Source organism: Aquimarina atlantica (assembly GCF_000626715.1).
GTDB classification, from domain to species: domain Bacteria; phylum Bacteroidota; class Bacteroidia; order Flavobacteriales; family Flavobacteriaceae; genus Aquimarina; species Aquimarina atlantica.
Map to the genome: position 1 here is coordinate 59716 of NZ_AQRA01000011.1, position 19921 is coordinate 79636.

Sequence of the window (19921 nt, forward strand, 5' to 3'; positions counted from 1 at the left end):
TATCTACAGTACTGCAATATGCGCTTACACCTATACAATATTCATTTACATCAATACCATGCTTACTTAGATTCTAATCCTACTTCCTGGTTCTTCTAAAAAGGGGTTTCCTCACAAATTCAAAGATTTAACATAACTACCCCAGTTCTACTTCACTACCTCAACCCATTTTCCTTGACTTCTTACCAAATAACTATTATCATACATCGCTTCGCATTGGATACCTGGCAGATAATATTTACCAAGGTAGGATGCATTTAATAAAATGGTCATCGTTTTACTCTCATTTGGTTTTAGATCAAAATAGAAATTCACTCTATCATCACGTATATCGGTATGTGTTACAGCATTAGCTTTAAAGGATCCAAAATCTGTAAATCGAGTATTGACTACTTCCCACCCAGATGGGAAAATTTCGGTTAATGCAATGTCTTTTACTTTAGAACCAGTAGTATTCGTAATAGTTACTTCTGCCACAAAATCTGTTCCTTGAGTTAGTAGTATTGGGTTAATAATATTACCATCTCTAGTTTTGTAATCTACAATTGCTTTAAACTTACTTTGAATTACTTTTTCCTGGCCAACAGGTAGAATCCCACTGGTTGCGATTTGCACAAAAATGGTATTATCCTTATTGTTCTTAAGAATTAGTTTATTGTCTTTTAGAATGGATAGTTCACCAGAAGTTGCTAGTGTTTTATCTGTATTGGCATTTGTTGATTTTCCGTTAAGAATATAGTTTATGTTTATTCCTTTCCCGCCTACATAGGCTGCATACTTAGCCATTGCCATTAATGCATAGGATGTAGTTTGTGTACTCATCCAGTTTTTGGAAGATAATTCTTTTGCCAGATCTACTGCTACTTTCTGAGCTTTCGCTTTTTGATCCAAAGCTACGAGGGTCTCCAGAGCCATTGCCCGGTTTCGGTTGGTAGAGCCATAAGTGTAATGGCTATTATTTCTGGGCTGAAAATCAATATTTGCTGAATTAAGCAATTGGTTTGCTGCTTTTGTCTGAGTAATTAATCCATAAGCTGCTGCTAATCTCAATTTGGCATCATTTGATAACCCCGAAGTTTCTCTTAACCTGTTCATCGAAGATAGATCAGGACTACCGGCAAGTGCTAACGTATATAGTCGATAGGCTTGTGCCAGATCATTATTGCCACTTCTCCATCGTTTGGCCTGTTGTTGTTGATAATTAATCCAGCTACTTTTAAAACCTATTGGCAATACATATCCTTGTTTATTTGCTTCTAGCAAGAAATGACCAGCATAAGTCGTTCCCCAATCATTAGGATTACTATATCCAGGCCAATATGACATACCACCATTAGGTTGTATAAAACGTTTAAGTCTATACATTGCAGCTTCTATATTTTTCTGTATTTTCTGCTTTTTATCAGATGATAAATTAAATACATCACCAAGATACAATTGTGGAAATGCTGCCGAAGTTGTTTGTTCGACACAACCATGTGGATAACGAATCAGATAACTTAACCTACTTTCAAAATTCATTGGTGGTAAAGATGAGAACTCAATCGTTGCACTATTGCTTCCATCAATTCCAAATGCTGCAAAATCTACTTCCTGTTCGCTATTGGGTTCTAAAACTATAGAAGTAACTTCTGTTGTCATTGGATTTGGGTTCACTATATTGATTGGAACCTTGTATGATGCTTTTTCTCCTCCGCCACTTGCCACTACTTCGATATCTGTAAGTGAAGCTCCTTCTAACACTTCGATATCAAAATAGGCCATTTTCTCATCGGGTTGAGGAAACGATAGTTTTTGTTGCGTCTCGCCAATTACAGTAAATCCTTTATTAGGTTTTAAAGTAACGGTAACATTTTTCACTTTATTTTCCATCGCAAAAACGGTAACCGGGACGGTTACTTTTTCTCCCGGAGTAATTTTACGAGGAATTGAAGTCAGTACCATTAGTGGTTTACGTACAGGTGTGGTCTTATCTACACTACCATAAGCTGCCTTTTCTGCATCAGAAGCTACAATCATCGTACGTACAGATCCTACATATTTTGGAATTTTAATTTTATGAGCACGTGTCTCTCCTTTTTTGAGTTCAAATGGCCCTTCATAAACAACCATAGGTTTAAATCGGTTAGCCTTTTTTGATTTACTACCACCTGCTTCGGCATCACCTCCAATACTAAATACCTGATTGATGCTGCCGCCATAGGCTCCAATTACATCATCATAAACATCCCAGGTTTTTACTCCAAGTGCTTCACGAGCATAAAAACTATTCCATGGATTTGGTGTTTTAAATCGTGTTAAATCTAGTAAACCTTCATCTACAATAGCAATAGAATATGTCATGGGTTTACCATTATTTTCTCCTACTTTCAACGTAATTGTTTCTTCTGGCCGCAATACATCTGGCATCGTTAGCTTAGGTTGCACCTTAGTATTTGGATCTTCAACAGAAATCGGAACGATACCATACAAACGTATCGGTAAATCGTTTGCTGTATCCGCATGTGGTTGTAATAATGTAATATGAATATACACATTAGGAGTATACAATTCTTCGATCGGTAATTCGAATTTTGTTTCTCCTTTTTGTGGAGTTATCCATTGTGAAGATAGTACCTCGGTACCATTTTCTACAGTCACTAATGCCCTTCCTCCTTCACTAGAAGGGAAGGTTACAATAGCTTTCTCTCCGACAGTATAGGTGTTTTTATCTGTCGAAAATAATAACATTGTTGCTGCCGAAGGGTCATTTTTACGTGATTTACCCGCCCAACCTGGCCAATCGATATACATTATTTTTCCGGTCGCATGTCCTCCATTTGGATCTACTACTCTTACCAGATATCTTCCCCATTCTGGATATTTTAATTCAAAATTAAAGTTTGCTTTACCATTACTGTTAGTTGTTACTTTGGTTTTGAATACTTCATTATGATATGACCCTCTATTATAAGAAGACAGATTATCTTCTGATGTATCCCACCACCATCTCCAATCGACTTTATAGATAAAGACCTCAAGATCTTTGACAGACTTAGGGTTTCCTTTGTCATCTACAGCGACCACTTCAAAATTATGTTTTGTATCGGTTAATAACATCCCTCGTGCTTTATCACCTTTAGGAACATTTACCCCGATATAAGTACTATATGGAGAAAAATCTTTACTAATGACATCGGTACTAAAATCTCCTCCGTTTTCATATACCTTGGTAATAAAAGAAGCTTTTAGCATTCCTGCTGCTTTATTTTCAAGTTTTGGTCTAAGGTTAAAACTCGCTTTTCCTTCGTTAGAAATTTGTCCTTGAAATACTTCTTGTTCTTCGGTTCCAAATCTACGGGTTGGATCATCAAAAACATATCCCGGGAAGGTTTTAAAACTGGTTGTTTTTGGATTGAATCGAACATTGATGTCTGTTTTCAGATTTTTTGCTATTGCACCATGTAACCATAATACTTCGAGATTACCTTGTAGGTTCTTATTAACTCCTAAAACTTCATCATCAAAGGTTGTTTTGATTTTAAGACGATTAGGTTTTATGGTTTCGATTTTAAGTGTTTTGCTAAAACTAGCTCCTCCTACATTAACTTTGGCTTGCCAATTACCTGTAGGTGCTTCCTCAGACGTATGTACAATAAATTTGTAGAAATTGTTGATACCGTTGGTCTTTGTTTCCTGGTAAGTCACTTTACCATATGGATCGCGTAATTCGAATTTTACCGGGTGTCCTTTAGGTAATTTATTTGCATTATCGTTAAGCATAAAAGATAAAAACAAGGTGTCCCCCGGCCTCCAGACACCACGTTCTCCATAAATATATCCTTTAATTCCTTTTTGCAATCGCACTCCAGAAACATCAAATTTACTTACAGATAGTGCGTTCCCATCATTTAGTTTTACATAGGTTTGCTGCTTTCCGGATTGAGCAATGGCAAAATATGCAGAGCGATCTGCATCAAAACCAGTTATTCCTTCTGCATCGGTTGTTGCCACTCCCATTTCTTGTTGCTGATAATTGTAAAAAGTTACTTTTACATTTGGCACAGGGCTAGTGGTAATAATATCATTAACCGTAACCATGTAGGCATTATTAAGCCCTTTTTTAACAACTACTCCCAGATTAGAAGCTAATACATTTGCACTAATCTTTTTATCTCTAAAGTAAGAAGTGCTACATGGGTTTTCTCTTTCTTCCCAATTGTAGTCGTAGTAATCATCATAATAATATTGAGAACTATCCCAAAAACTAGATTCTTCTTCTTCGTCATAATTATCTGTTAATTCATCAATCGGAGTATCATCTGCAGCTACACCATCACATTTGTACAGTGAATAGGCCTTACGATAATTTAGTTCTACTCTATAGATTGCTCCGGGATCTGGTGTAATCAGCTTTTTTAAATCAATTGCAAAAGCATTCCATTTACTAAGATTTAAAGATGGGTTTTCCTGAAGATTAATTAGTTTTTTGGCAATTGGCCTTGCTACACTTCTTAAATCGCCAGAACCGTTAAGGTTATTGTTTTGTAAAAACTGAAGCACATTATTTTCAAAGACTTTAACTACCTGTACTTCGACAGCACGAAGGTTGATCGCTTCAAAATTAAATTTCAGATTATCCGAAGTTGGTAAAATCACTCCGCTTTGCAATAAACGAATCTCTGGATTTGGTTGTTGAAAAGATACTTTTTCGGTATATGTGTTCTTTAATTTATAGTTATCTGTACTTTTAATCCCTTCAAAAACAGTTACCTCTAATGTTCCTTTAAGTTCTTGTTTTGGATATACTTTAAGGACATTGCCCTGCACAGTATATTTTAAGTTTTTAGCTCCAGAAATAGTAACCAAACCATTAAAGTTTTGATTTTTCTTAAGCGGATCAGAAAAATTGATCTCGACATATTGATTATCTACATTAGCAACCGAAACACTAATTATAGAAAAATTATTCTTCCCGGGAATGGATAATACATCTTCGCCTTCTGTGTCTATATCGAAAGATTTACCAGACCATTTAATAGTAACTTCTGAATCTTCTTCAAAACGTTGAATACTATCAATTCTAAAACTAAACTGACGACTTTTATTGATGGATTCACTAAATTTTACAGCTACTTTCTTTCCTTTTTGCGATGCAGTAATGAGTTGCTTTGCAACATCAAATTTCATTTGGTCGCTAGATGTTATTGTTCCGTCTATATATTGCCAATCTTTACTATACGACTGAAGATTATCGGTAATTATAGAAAACTGTTGTTTTAATGTTTTCACTGTAAAGACAAACTCTTCATCTAGATCGTCCTTAAAATCTTTAACTAATTCTTCTAGATCTAGCGTAAAAGTATAAGCTGTGTCCTCATCAAACCCTTCTTCTGGTTGAAAAGAAATAGTTCGATTATTTACAGCAATAATTTTACCTTTTACTTTTGGTGATACGGTGAGTATATCTTTTGGTAGTTCCTGATTATCATCCCAACCTTCTACAGGTGTTTGTAATACTACATACACATTATCTAAAACCGAAATTACCCCAGAAGATACATCTGAGATATATTCCTGATATTTGTTTAATTCTGAAGCATTAGCTTCAGCTATGGATTGGTCGTCCTTTTTTTTACAAGAAAATGCGAATGCTACAAAAAGTAACAGATAGAGAATTCGTGATAATTTCATATTAGTCGATGTTTAGCGGATTAAAGGTAGTAATTATTAACTGTATTCTGCACTATCTTAACCTGCTTAAAGTTGTAAATTTCAATTTTATTTTTTAACCCTTTTTAATCTATCTTTTTTGACACCTATTCAACATCTATAAATTCACTTATTTACAGTTAACCTGAAAAACAGGTTTATCTTCAATTTTATAATTAACTGATTTAGCAAATGTAGCTGTACACAATTCATATTTATAGATGATCGATATATCAAAAAATGCTTCGTCATCAGTTCTATCTTCATTTCCTTCTTTATAAAACCCTGGAATAATATATGCTTGCTTTTCTTTGTCAAAAACATGACTTGCATTTATGTCTTCTTTAAAAGGATTATATGAAGGATTATAAAAGAGCATATTTTCAGAAGTATTCTTATTGGCTATTGCTCTAATAAATTCTATATCCTCTCCTTCTGTTGGTAAAGGGCGTTTTTCTGAATATTCGTTTTCATCTATGTATAGTTTGTTGTCTTTTAATGTAGCATAAAAAGGATATGCCTCATTTTCTCTAGTAAAAAAACAAGCTATAAAATCATTAAATCCTTTTATATTAAAGTCATAGATAGCCGTATTCATTCCTTCATTTATGGCCATAAAAGAAATCACGTCTGAATCTTTTTTAAAAGTACCTACATAAGGATAACCAAAACAGTTAGCATCATCATTAAACACCTGTTTCATGATATAGTGATCATCTTTTGATTTCTTTAAACTCACAAAACTTCGTGATTCTTCAAAACCTGTAAAAAAGATCTTTAGGCTGTCTTGTATCTTTTTATTGTATCTTCCATAAAGTTCGAATTCATTTTTTTTGGTGTCTGGGGTAAATAAAAAAGTTTGATCTCTATCTACGCGCCAGCTTCCTACCTGTGCCCCTCCAAAATAAGTAATCACAAATTTGCCATTTTCTAAAACAAACAGGTGACTTCCTCCTTCGGGAGAATGAGATCCTAATGCATATAAACCAGCTATATTTTCTTTATTTTGAGCCATACCTTTATTCATCATACAGATTATTACAAAAATCAATATTCTTTTCATCGATTTACCATTTATACCATTGAAATTATTGGATAAAAGTAATGAGATTTTTGGTTCTATTTCCCCCAGAAAATAGTGATTTTTGACTCTTAATATCCCCAAAATAAAAAACCCTCCTTAGTATTAGGAGGGTAATTTTTTTTAACTTAAAAACAGGAGTATCATTCTTTATAAATTCCTATAGTAAGGTCTCCGGTAGCATTCATTGTAGCACGATACATTCCGGCAGTATTAAATTCCATCGTTACATTACCCTTATTATCTATTGCTACAATTCCTCCTGTACCACCAAGATCGGTAAGTTTTTTCTGTATTACTTCCTTGGCAGCTTCTTCAAGAGAAAGCCCTTTATACTCCATTAATGCCGAAATATCATGCGCTACCATCGCACGTATAAAATACTCTCCCCATCCTGTACTTGATACCGCACAAGTGGCATTATTAGCATATGTTCCTGCACCAATAATTGGTGAATCTCCTATACGATTCCATTTTTTATTAGTCATCCCACCTGTAGAGGTTCCTGCGGCCAAATTTCCATTTTTATCTAATGCTGCACAGCCAACTGTTCCAAACTTAGAGTCTTTTACAAACGGGTCATAAAAAGCTGTAGTTTTATTTGCCTCTTTGTTTTTTAGTTTTTCTTTTACTCGCTCAAGTGATTTCATGCGATCTTCTGTAAAGAAATATCCTGGATCAACAATCTCAAGGTTTCTTTCTTTAGCAAATAATTCGGCTCCACTACCCGACAATAATACGTGAGGAGAATTAAGCATTACTTCTCTAGCCAGATTAATCGGATTTTTAACGGTTTTAACTCCTGCTACTGCCCCGGCATTAAGGTTACTACCATCCATAATAGAAGCATCTAATTCATTCGTTCCTTCGTTAGTAAATACTGCTCCTTTACCTGCATTAAATAATGGAGAATTCTCAAGAACATTTATCGTTTTTTCAACGGCTTCAAGGCTGGTTCCTCCATTTTTAAGAATGGTATGTCCTACTTTTATTGCTTCTTCGAGTTTAGCTTTGTAAGCTGCTTCTTTTTCTGGAGTCATATTCTTTTTCAAGATAGTTCCTGCTCCACCATGAATTACAATTCCAAAACTATCCTCTGGTTTTTTAATTTCCTCCTTGGTAGTTTCGACAATAGGTGTTTCTGCTGTTTCCTTTGACTGTTCTTTACAAGCCAAAAACAAAATAAAACTAAAAAAGATGATTACTCTTTTCATAATTAAGATAATTTGTGTTTACAATAATCGATTAAAGCGATTCTCCCTTGAAAGAATCTGAAGGTTAAATGTATACTATTTCCACCATTATCTTCCAAAATTATTGATTTATTTAACTCAATATCATAAGGTTGATGTTGCCCCCCTTCTATCGCTATGTTATCAGCATATAATGATATCTTGTTGTTTGACTTCAATACAGGTTTTATCCTACCCATAATCCCAGGTGTTTCGCCAGATTTATTAAGGATTACAGAACCTGATCCTTTTAATTTTTCGATAGTTACTTCTATATCCTCCTTTGGGTTAATATCTTTAAACAATACCGCCGGATATTCTGGATGGGCAATAAGTACAGTGTATAATTTGCGCGTTCGAATGATAAAATGTGCCAATCCTTTTTCATCAGAAAACCCTTCAAGATATGTAGAATTATTAGCCACTAAGACTACTTTGGCATTTTTAATCGATTCTTCTTTTTCATTTATCACTTTAATAGTAAAAATGAAAGGTTTTGGATTGATCAGGGTAGAAATTTTTGACCATTTACTTTTCAAAAAGGTTTGATCTTTTTTAAGTTTTTTTTCGATCAACCCTGCAAACTCATCTGGACTTCTATCTTTCAAGTTAATATATCCTACTGTTTTTAATATCCCAGGAATCTCTGTATCGTCAAATCTGGCGGGCAAAATATACTCTCTACTTTCCTGAAATGCTCTCGCCTGCATAGAAACTCTCTCATGGTTGGTCCATAATTTTTGATTGTAAAACCCTGATATAAATAGTACCGTATATCTTGCCCTGTTTTGATATATCTCAGACAAATATTCATATAAGTTTTTACCCCACAAGTTTGTTTCCTCAAACAGGTCATAAAACACTTTAATTCCTCTTATCCTGAGGCTATTTGCAACCTCCTCTACATATGCTCTATTCTCTCCAGCAAAAGAAAGCGCAACATCATATTCATAATTCTTGTTTTTCATCACTGACTTCTTTTTTCTTTTTAACCTAAAACCGACTAATTCTTACTAAAAACTGCTACTACAAAATTACTTTGTTTATTTGGAATATTTCCAATTTTAATAGGAAATATTCCAACAAAACTTTTACTTTTAAACCGTAAAAAAAGATGTATTTAGAGATTTGAAGTCAATGATAATAAAGGATAATAGGTTGTTATCAATTATTTGGAAATATGACGGTAACAATTTTATTGAAAAAGTATAGGGGGGTCAATTTTTAAGAAATAATAATGATAGTTTTACAGGAAAAAGTTGAATACAAAGGTTAGTATATAAAACCTGAGAATATGTTTAAACATAATCTAATTTAATTTTCCTGATTTAATAAACTCTCTTTTTATTCCATCGGTTATATCGTGATACGAAACTTTTACCCTTTCTTTGGCAAGTGCATTAAGACAGACATATTGTACTACATTCATAATATCTGCGCCAGTTAACTCAAATTTTTGTGCGAGCTGCCTCATGTTTATTTCTGAATCGAGTTGAATTTTATCAGGAAAAGCTCTCTGCCATAGATATAAGCGTTCTTGTACTCTTGGCATCGGGAAATGAATAATAGATTGAAAACGTCTTATAAAGGCTTCATCAATATTGCTTTTAAAATTTGAAGCTAAAATAATTAAACCTTGATAGGTTTCAATGCGTTGAAGCAGGTATGCCACCTCTTGATTTGCATAACGATCATGAGAATTCTGAACTTGGGTTCGTCTTCCAAAAAGCGCATCTGCTTCGTCAAAAAATAGAATCCAATCCTTGTTTTCGGCTCTGTTAAAAAGATTAGCCAGGTTTTTCTCTGTCTCTCCAATGTATTTTGATACCACAGAAGACAAATCGACTCTGTAGATATCTCTATTTGTGTATTTTCCCAGCAAATTTGCAGTAAGTGTTTTCCCTGTACCAGGCGGACCATAGAATAAAGCCCGATAACCTGGTTTTAGTTTACTACTCATCTCTAATTCGTCTAGCAGTATTTCTTTATACCTAAGCCAGGTAAGTATATCCTGTATTTGTGTTAAAGTAGATTTTGGCAATACAAGGTCATCCCAAGTTTGCTGTGTTGTAATTCGCGCAGCAGGAAAATCAGAACTAAAGCTCGGTCTTGTAATTTTTCCTAATGTTATTTTTTCTACATACTCCCTATCCATGATAAGCTGGCCACTCATCTCCGGTTCGTTTTTCTCTGGTTCTGCCAATCGTAATATCTGTTTTTTAGCAAACCAATGATCTGGTGAAAAAAGATGTTGAATTTGAAATCGGTCTTCAAGATTTTCACCAGCCAGAAGGAAAAGTGCCGTTTCTCCTGAAGGTAAAAACCCTCTATGTCCCTTACCTCTCACTCCTCCTAAATGCGGAAACGCGCCACCATTAGGATAAACACTCTGAATAAGCCGATCAAAATAATGAGGCCGTATATGTGGCACTAACGCAAGCGTAATGATTACCAATTCGTTAAAATCAATTTTTGACACAGGAAAATGTGGGGTTAACACACTAGACCAGGAGTTAAAATCTTCTATATTAACTTCAAAACTTGTATTGGTTTCGAATGACTTTAACCTACTTAAAAGTAAGTTTTTCAACCCTATTAGAGCGTTTTCCAATGAAATATTGATATCCTCAGTAATCATATATTATCCTTTTTGTTGTACCACATGAGTTAACTCATGAACCAATAGATGTTTCCCTTCTCGAGAGTAGGGATTATATTTTCCTGTATTGAAATAAATATCATAACCATGGGTAAAAGCCTGAGCATGCAACATGGCCGATAATTCAATTGCTTTTTCGTCTGTATGAATACGTACATTAGAAAAATCGGCTTTCATCTCTGCTTCTAGTTCTACTTTTATCTCCTCCGGTAATGGCATCCCTTGCCCCTTGGTTTCCTGAATCATACTTTCTATAGATTCCATCGATGGTTGAGCATCCATTTTATTTTTATTATTTTTTGAAGAACCTCCTTTAGCTTGTACCGATTCATTTTCTACGTGATGAAACTTTGAAATAGTTGAAGATTCTTCGGCTTTCCTTTGAACCTGTTTAGTAGCGGGTTCTTCCTCCTCGGCTTGCCGTTGGATACGCTTAGCAGCAGGTTCTTCCTCTTCAGCTTGTCTTTGAATACGTTTAGCAGCCGGCTCTTCCTCTTCTGCTTGTCTTTGAATACGTTTGGCAGCAGGTTCCTCCTCCTCAGCTTGCCGCTGAATTCGTTTTGCTGCAGGTTCCTCTTCTTCAGCTTGTCGTTGGATACGCTTAGCGGCCGGTTCTTCCTCTTCCGCCTGCCTTTGGATACGTTTTGCAGCAGGTTCCTCTTCTTCTGCTTGTCGCTGGATGCGTTTTGCTGCGGGTTCTTCTTCCTCGGCTTGCCTCTGAATACGCTTAGCAGCTGGCTCCTCTTCTTCTGCTTGCCTCTGAATACGCTTTGCTGCAGGTTCTTCTTCCTCGGCTTGTCTCTGGATTCGTTTTGCCGCAGGTTCCTCCTCTTCAGCTTGTCTCTGGATTCGTTTTGCTGCGGGTTCTTCTTCCTCGGCCTGTCTTTGTACCGACTGTTTTCCGAAGGCATCTCCAGTAGACTTATCTTTATTGTTATCCAACACATGATCGGCCATTGCATCTGCTTCTTTTTCAAAAGGACTGCTGGGATCACCTACTTCCAATTTGGCCTGAAAGAAACTATCACTTCCGGTATTTTCTTTTCCTTTATGTTCTTTTTGAGAGAAAAAATTATTCTGTTCCTCTTTACGATTTCTTTTTGTTTTACTAGGATGATGACGTTTCATACTAAATTAATTTTAAAAGTTTATAAATATTATATGTTTATGACCTTTTCCGTGAATTGCGAAACATTTTGTTGAGCTAATCAATATTGAGATCACTCAACAAAAGCCCCAGATTCTTAATCTCCAGGTTTTTTCGCATTGCATATTACAATCTACCTATTTCCAAAACAAAAGATTAGCTTGGCTTGCTAGGATCGGCAATTAACTTTTTCCAGTTTTAGAAAATGCGAATTACTTTTAGGCTTGCGATTAATAGAAGTCTATGATAACGTTTATCCATTTGCTGTAATTTATCATATTTCATTGATGTTACTGATTTCATAAAAGCTTCATTTTTTGACTAATAAATCTTCAATATTATTAACCCTAATCATTATCTGATTGATCTTTCCAAGCGTGATCTTTGATTTCCTCCCAATTTTCTACTTTAATAGTATAACCATCTGCAGTACCGTCGTCTTCTATCAATTCACCTTCTATTTTATATATTTTATCACTTTCACTTGGAAGGCCTCCCATCATATCTAAAAAGTCTTTCATAGCTAAAAAACTTCTAAATGCCGCATGATTAGAACCTATATTTGGTTGTTCTTCTCCAAATCGATAACCCACTACTTTTTTGGGAGTGCTTGGAAGTGAATCTTTTTCCTTAGTTGTATTTGGAGCTATGATAATTTCAAAATCCAAATCTGCATCCTCCTGATCTTTTGTAGGCTCAGTGAAAGCAATATTGATACCAATTCCCTCTTTCAATTGCCCTTGATAGTTTTGTTTGATCCCTTGAGCCTGAGCCATTTTTGCCTGTCTTAATTCTTTATAAGTACTATATTCTCCTCCTCCTTGTTTTAATTCAGCTGCAGCGGCCTTTGCAATTTTTTTATGCTCTTTATCATCCTTACCTTTTAAGAAACTTTTTGCTTTATTTTTAACCCATAAAATCATCTTATCAAGTGCCTTATCGATAGGATCTCTAATCTTTTTTAAGATATTTTGCAAGGCATCTCCTATTTTACCTAGTCCTATAAACTCAGCTAAAAAGCTTACTGCCAATACCAAGATTCCTTTCATGGTGTTGACTACCTTTGTAGCTGCAGGCACTAGGTTTCCTGCCACGATATCTGCAATAGAGTTCATAAAGGCAACTCCTACCTGAATAATTTTTTGAATACGCTGAATAAATACTTGAATAGCTCCCCAAATAGCCAGAATGGCTTGAATAAATCCAGCTCCAGGAATAAACATACTTACCAACTTTGCCACTGCCTTTGTAACCACCGTCTGGGTCACCCAAGAGATGATCTCACCAATCACCGTATCCTTGAGCGTCGTAATATGTTCCATAATCTTCTTCCAAGCTGCAGCAGGACCTTCTGTCACTAATAATTGGATCAGCTCAAAACCTTCCTCCAGAACCGTAACTGGCCCTTCACCTAAATGCTCTACTAATTTGGCTCTCATATTCTCCCAGGTAAGCCCCAATACAGATAATACAAACTTCAAAATCTCTACAAAATCAAGTCCTGTCGGAATATAAACACCTGCACCCGCTAAAGTCCCAGTCAACCAATCGATCAATACATCCCTTAAAATGCTACCGATATTATCTTTAAACATCTGAAAGCCCATTTTTCCGGCCTGTACCAAATTACCTAAAAAGGCCATAGGGTTCTCAAAAATAGATTGAATAGCACCTCCTGCTCGTTCTAGGAATGGCATGGCCCCGGGAGCAACTACCGAAAAGATGATTTTCAAAAGTTCCCACATTGCATTTCCCGCCCAGGAAACAAAATCTACTACAAAATTGGCAAAAACTAACGCAATTTTGGCAAAAGCTCTAGGTACTACGACCAAGTCTACTATGGTTAATGATTTTAACGCGTTTATAAATCGACTAGGAATACTGGTTACCAAGGCAATTAATTGCCCCATAGCGCCCTGAAACCATGCCCAAGCTCGTGCAATGGCATTTCCTTTTTTGATATTTTCCCAAATTTCTTCCTGACCAATTAACTTCATAAAGCCACCAATAAGGGTCTCGGCCGTTCTTGGAACAGCATCGCCAGTAATAGGATTTGTGCCAAGAACTGCTATAAGCAAATCCCAACCATTTGTCCCCTCTGCAAGACTTGCTAAAGGTCTAAGAATTGCTTCTTTGATAAATTCTAAAATATCCGAAACTAATCCCTTAACAAAGTTAATTAGCATAGTAATTGGCGATGTAAAAATACGTTTCGCCCTACGCCATAAACTACCTAATCTAGCTATATCTGTTATCCCCAGAGATCCAACAAATTCTCTAAAAGAGCTTACAATAGAGGCTCCAATGTCTCCAAGAGTATCCAGTTGTTGTACAATCCAATTTCCTACTTTATTGAATATACCATGGTTGTTAAGTGCCTCCCAGATCAAATTTCCTCCTGGTAAAAAGCCCATGATACCTCTAAAGATATTTGCAGCATTACGAGGGACATCTTGCCCATTAATTGGGTTAAATCCTAAAATGACCGTTAACATCGAATATCCAGGGATATTATTTGCCTTGTCTGCTGCCCAATTACGTGCTCTTGAAATCACTCCTCTCTGAACCATAGCAGGAGCACTTTGATTGACCTGAACATTGGCACTTCGTTGTACCGAATTTTTGGTAGCTGCGCCTTGTTGTACAACATGGGTTAATTCATGAGCCAATAATCGTGTACCTTCTTTTTTCTCTGGCTGATATGTTCCTTTATTAAAATAAATATCACTACCATGAGTAAATGCATGTGCTTGCACCTGATTACTCATTCCCTCAGCATTAGAATCGGTATGAATCCTCACATTGCTAAAATCTGCTCCAAAGGCAGATTCCATTTGTGTTTTTGTTTTTCTTGACATTGAAGCCCCTCCTCCTTTGCTGGAATGCAATTTAGATTCAAAACCAGAATCTGTATGCTGACCTTCTGCTATTTCACTTAGGTTCGCTTTGCGCTGAATCTCTCCAGTTTCTGTTTCTGCAATATCTTCTTCCTGATGCTTCGTTGGAGGTGGTGTTGTAGTTGTGGTAATAGCCTCAGCAATTGCAGAACGTTGTACTTCAGGATTGTTCGCTGTATTTAAGTCAAGTTCTGTTGGGCTTTCAAAAGCTGGTTTACGTTGAAAAAAAGAAAGTCTTTGCACATTTGTTCCTGTATCATCAAGAGCAGGAGGTGCAACTGGAGAAAGGAAACCTTCGCCTCCCGAGTATATCGACTCTGTTACCTCATCTGCTACCCTGTCGGCTTCTACTTCAAATGGATCATTTATTTTGTTTACCTGAAGTTTAGGTTGAAAAAAGGTAGTAGCGTTATCAGAAGTAGTATCTGATTTATTTTGCATTCCTAATGAAACAGACGCATGATTCTCTTTGCTCTTTCGTTGAGCAAAGTGCAAATTTGAAGCACTAGAAGAGTCATGACTTATGCTGGATTTATTCATAAACCGAAATAAAAATTAACAACTACTATATTCTTACTATGTCCACATAACCTGTATTATATTTGGCAACCATGGTAAACGTATGATGCTTAGGCTCCAGGGTAAACGGCTTAACAAAATGTCCTCAGCTTTTTGTCCTACGAGTAAACTCCAATGATCATCTTTTAACGTTAATTTTCCTTCACGCAGAAAGAAATTGGTTCTTAACCCTTCTATTGACGTGTTTTTTAGAACCGACCAATGCTCTATCAACGATGATAATAATGAATTTGATTCTTGTTTTTGTTCTTCTGTAATATCGAATTCTGATCCGACATAAGTTTCAAAAGGGAGGCCGCAAATACATTTAAATAAAGTCATTTCATGTTCTGGACACAAGGTCTTTCCTGTTGCCAAATAAGCCAAAAGTTGAACCCCTTTTTTTGCATGATTTGGGGATATCCACTCTCCGTTATTCAATAATTCTAAAGAGTCAAAAAAACGTTCTAAAAAAGGATGTACCAAAACCACTCCTGCCATCGTAACGTATATCCCCTCACCCTTTTCCTGGTCCAAAGAAAGTTCTGTTGTTGATAGCATTTTCTGAAAATCTTCATGATCTTTATATATAGAAGATCTTTTCCCCTCTTGTTTAAAGGATTCGCTGAAATTTTGATGTTTATTCTTTTTCGATATTATTTCTTCGTTGTCAATACCAGTTGACTGCTTGTTGCTTTTCTTATGCGTTTTAGAACTTCTGGATGTGTGTACAGTTTTTGGTCTTTTAGGGTCGTTTTTTTCTAAAATCTCCTTGATCTGAGCTAAAATATTCTCTTTGGGATTAGAATCACTTATCGTATTTTTTTTGGATAAATCAGGTTTATTAAAAGCTTCTTTACCTCTTTTCTCTGCCCTATATTTTGAAAAATTCTTTTTAATTAAAAACAGGATGAAATCATCAACAACATCTCTACTTTTATCTTTTGTTTTGACTGCAGATCGAAAAAGTCCTTCCCAATACTCGATTCTAAAATTTTGAATGCTAATTTGATGTCCAAATGTGTTACAAAATGCATCAAAAAGAGATGTCATTTGCGGAATCTTTTCTCCGTCAATATTGGTAAAACCAATAAGAACAAACAACGAATCATCTGTAAAAATATCAAACAGCCGCTGTTTATATTTAGGTGTTTTTAGTATGCCATGTATTATTTTTTTTGCAGCAGTCGTATCAAGAGTTTTCAAACAAGAATCTTCGATAGTTCTTTGTGCTACTGTTGAGTAATACCAAGGGAATAGACCATATTCTAAAAAGTAATATAAAGCAGAAAGATGTATGGTTTTAGAAGAGAGTTTTTGACTGGCTTTAGGAATGAAGTCTATTTTATTGAATTCGATATCTATAGCTTCCTCAAATACTGTTTTAAGATTTTTTTCCCAATTATGGTCGACCTTAAGATTTAATTCTATTTCTATTTTATCGATAAAAACCCATTCATCACCTTTTTCAACCTTACTTAATTTATCTTCTATAACTGAAATCAAATATTCCTGCGAATACATGCTCAATCTTTCCCAATTCTCTGTATCCAAGTCTATTGAATTAACATCAAAATTGAAAGAAAGTTTACCAACCATATTTTCTTCTTGCGTAATCATAACTACGGATTAATGATTTCATTTAAAACTGCAACCAATTCATTATGGCTATTAGTGAGGTCGGTCTCTGTAGCGGTAGTATCGGTTTTATTGATTAACCAATTACGATATACATTTTCGAAATTGTTAAGTGACGGGGTTGTTGAGGTGTCTATACCGGTATTCGTATCCAAAAAATAGATTTCGGGAAGAATATGTGCCGGAGTCTCTTCTCTAATGGTTCTCTCCATGAACTCTCTAAAGGCTCGACTTCGCATTCTGAAGGACCATATTCTAGGCTGAGGACCACTTTCGGTTGCACCAAAATCACGTTCAAAACCTGAAGGAAAAAAGAAACTAATTCTAAAAGAATAAGGATCAGTTACCGGGAAGTTTTCTTCGCTATTAAAAATGGCAGGTAAAAAAGCATCTACATTTGAAATATTATTTCGTATTGGACGTAATAAAACATGTTCTATAAGATAAAATCCCTCACCACCTCTATGAATTTGCAACAAATTATTCTTGGCAATATTAATAGCTTTATTACGAAGCAAATCCTCGGGTATTGATGTATCTAATAAGATTCTCAAATTAGCTATTACAGATAATGTGTTGTCTTGTAACGGTGTAATCATATAATCTTCACCATCTATATTTTGAATGCTAGAGCTTCCATAATTTCCAGAAAAAACACCTAAGCTTATTACTTCTATAGCCGCGTTTTCTGCTGAATTTATATTCGGAAACAATTCACTTTCTAAAAGAATATCAGAATTATGATCCAGTAGTCTGAAACCAAAATTTGGTCCAGAGGAAAAAAAGTCGAAATAATCATTAGGGTTTGGATCTCCACTATAGTTACGCCTTTGTAGATCTGGTATACCAAATAAGTAACCCAATCTTTTTTGCAGACCAGAAATATTATCCGTATCCCATACGTCTCCCCCTCCTGGCTGCGGATTAATTTCAAAAGCTTTTCCTCTATTAGAACTGATTTCTATATAGTTTTGAAAAAACCGAATCTTATCACGGATAAGGTAAATATTAACATCTGAATAAAGTAAGGAAGCCGGATCAGGGAAATTCTCACCAAATCGAGCTAGCAGGTGATCCAATAATCTGCTTCTTCTATCTAAGAAAACAGTGTTGTTCTCGAAATACGTATCCAATCCTATCCTATAACCATTTTCGGGGTCCGCAATAAAGTTTTCAAAACTCACTCCACTTTGTAAAAAACTAACCAATAACGAATCTATCCCAGAGATGGTATAGAGTGGTTGATTGTAATAGGTACGGTCAATAGCCTCATCGGGTGAATAGAACTGACATAAATTAGCAATCTGAGAAGAATAGTTGGCCAATATTTGATCGAAAAAAGTCAAATACGCTTTGAGTTGAAGTGATTGTGATATTCGTAAATCAGAGGCAGAATTAGATATATTATTTTTTCCAACTCCATAAGTAGCCGGAAACTCGTTTTGAATTGAATGATATTGATCTAATAGTAGTTTTTCACCTGTAGGAATCTCTAAACCAAGATCTGACGTGCCAGGAATTGATGCAGCTGCATTTTCTAGGGATGTTAGTTCTGCATCTACCAGGGTTTGTTCTACTGGAACTACAATACCATTGCGCTCAAAAATGATTTCAGATTTTGATATACTAAACTTCGGTTTAAAACGATCTGTATCGATAAGCCTTAAACAATTTGTTTCTGGAGTAGCTCCGCTCACCAATATATTATCAATAAAATTAGAAATCGTTAATCCTGATACCGAGAACACTCCTTCCTGGTTCATAATTAATCTAATGAGGTCTGAAGTATATACAATACCTTCTCGTATGATAGCATCCAGATCTTCATTTCTAATAAATCCGCTCGATAAGAAAGGACCTTCTAAAATTTCATCTATTCTTAATCCCAGTTCTTTTAATCTATCAAGAGTATACCATAGAAAAGTAGGGCATAAAAATTGATCAATTACAAAATAAATTCGGGCCAGTAATTTATTGGGATCTGCATCAGGTCGTAATTCTATTGTTGTATTTATTGCTATTTCCTGAATACGAACTGCTTCTATCTGCAACAAGTCTTCACATAAATTTCTATTCGCATAAAAAACCTGTTGTACTTCTTGTATAATCGTATTTATCTCTTCCAGTTTCCTCTTATAAGAAGAAAAAATACTATCTACGGTGATATCTTGTGCTAATGTTTCCAGTTCTGTAATTACAGCATTAATCAAGGCCACATTTGATATGTCCTGTATAGGCGGCTCAATTCTTGCACTAAAAGAAAAATCCTCTATAAGAATAGAATTATCTATTTCTATTGCCAATTCTCCAAAAAATGTCGTTATAGGGTCATCTGTGACTGCACTAACGGGTGCAGTAAATACAATGTCTGTAATAGCTCCAGGTTCTAGCCATTGGGGATCAGCCTCGTCCCAATAAGGAACTGCAATTGACACTTCAAAAGATCTTGGTTCGACAACATTTACCTCAATGTCGGTAATAATGATATTAGAATTTAAATCTCCAAAGTTTTGTGAGTTCTCAAGTTCAACTTTAATTTGGTATAGCCCATTTAGATCTACACTTATCGGGGTGGGGTCATAGATGATCAATTTTAAGGACTCACTATAAAAGAATTCTTGTTCTGCTTGTAATGCTTTTTGTAGATAAATATTTCTTACCCCTACAATATCGATCAAAATTTTCCTGAGATCTTTCTCTGTCCAGGCACAATTTGGAAGTATTTTTTGAGCATTTGGAAATACAGATTCTAATTTTTCATCGGTTATACCGGGTTGACTTGATAAGATATCTTCGATTGGTAAATTAATCCGGTTCCCTAATTCGGTCAACGCATAGCAGAGCACTTCGAGAATGGTAATCCCCGGATCATGAATATTATGGTCGGTCCATGTATCGCCTGCAAGGTCTTGAAGGCCTGTAATCCCCTTTTCTCGTAACAGAAAATAATCCATACTTTTTAGTACAGGAGGCTTTTTTGATATGTTGGAAGAAATAGCCATTACAAATTGTTTACTA

General features: G+C 35.5%; 9 protein-coding genes. All 9 read right to left on the bottom strand.

Features of this window, described 5'->3' with window-relative positions; genetic code table 11:
• Positions 1-147: 147 nt before the first annotated feature.
• The 9 genes from ATO12_RS21480 to ATO12_RS21520 all read right to left on the bottom strand — a co-directional run bounded on the left by ATO12_RS21480 (position 148) and on the right by ATO12_RS21520 (position 19905).
• Complete coding sequence (locus ATO12_RS21480) at positions 148-5673, bottom strand: alpha-2-macroglobulin family protein (RefSeq protein ID WP_034246511.1); 5526 nt, start codon at positions 5671-5673, stop codon at positions 148-150.
• A 148-nt stretch (positions 5674-5821) separates the two neighbouring features.
• The gene (locus ATO12_RS21485; protein WP_131248875.1) at positions 5822-6754 is read right to left on the bottom strand and encodes a hypothetical protein; all 933 of its coding nucleotides are present in this window, start codon (positions 6752-6754) and stop codon (positions 5822-5824) included.
• A gap of 161 nt (positions 6755-6915) precedes the next feature.
• On the bottom strand, positions 6916-7986 hold the full coding sequence (locus ATO12_RS21490; RefSeq protein WP_034246514.1) for an isoaspartyl peptidase/L-asparaginase family protein: 1071 nt from the start codon (positions 7984-7986) through the stop codon (positions 6916-6918).
• Positions 7987-7988: 2 nt separating this feature from the next.
• Complete coding sequence (locus ATO12_RS21495; protein ID WP_034246516.1) at positions 7989-8972, bottom strand: toll/interleukin-1 receptor domain-containing protein; 984 nt, start codon at positions 8970-8972, stop codon at positions 7989-7991.
• A 341-nt stretch (positions 8973-9313) separates the two neighbouring features.
• Positions 9314-10642: an ATP-binding protein gene (locus ATO12_RS21500; protein ID WP_034246518.1), complete on the bottom strand. Its 1329-nt coding sequence runs from the start codon at positions 10640-10642 to the stop codon at positions 9314-9316.
• A gap of 3 nt (positions 10643-10645) precedes the next feature.
• Positions 10646-11791 (bottom strand): eCIS core domain-containing protein, encoded by a 1146-nt coding sequence (locus ATO12_RS26520; protein WP_034246521.1) that lies wholly within the window; start codon positions 11789-11791, stop codon positions 10646-10648.
• Positions 11792-12157: 366 nt separating this feature from the next.
• Positions 12158-15247, bottom strand: a complete 3090-nt coding sequence (locus ATO12_RS21510) for an eCIS core domain-containing protein (protein ID WP_051576011.1) — start codon at positions 15245-15247, stop codon at positions 12158-12160.
• Between the two features lie 36 nt (positions 15248-15283).
• Positions 15284-16885 (bottom strand): contractile injection system tape measure protein, encoded by a 1602-nt coding sequence (locus ATO12_RS25150; protein WP_051576012.1) that lies wholly within the window; start codon positions 16883-16885, stop codon positions 15284-15286.
• Between the two features lie 2 nt (positions 16886-16887).
• The gene (locus ATO12_RS21520) at positions 16888-19905 is read right to left on the bottom strand and encodes a hypothetical protein (RefSeq protein WP_034246524.1); all 3018 of its coding nucleotides are present in this window, start codon (positions 19903-19905) and stop codon (positions 16888-16890) included.
• Between the last annotated feature and the right edge of the window lie 16 nt (positions 19906-19921).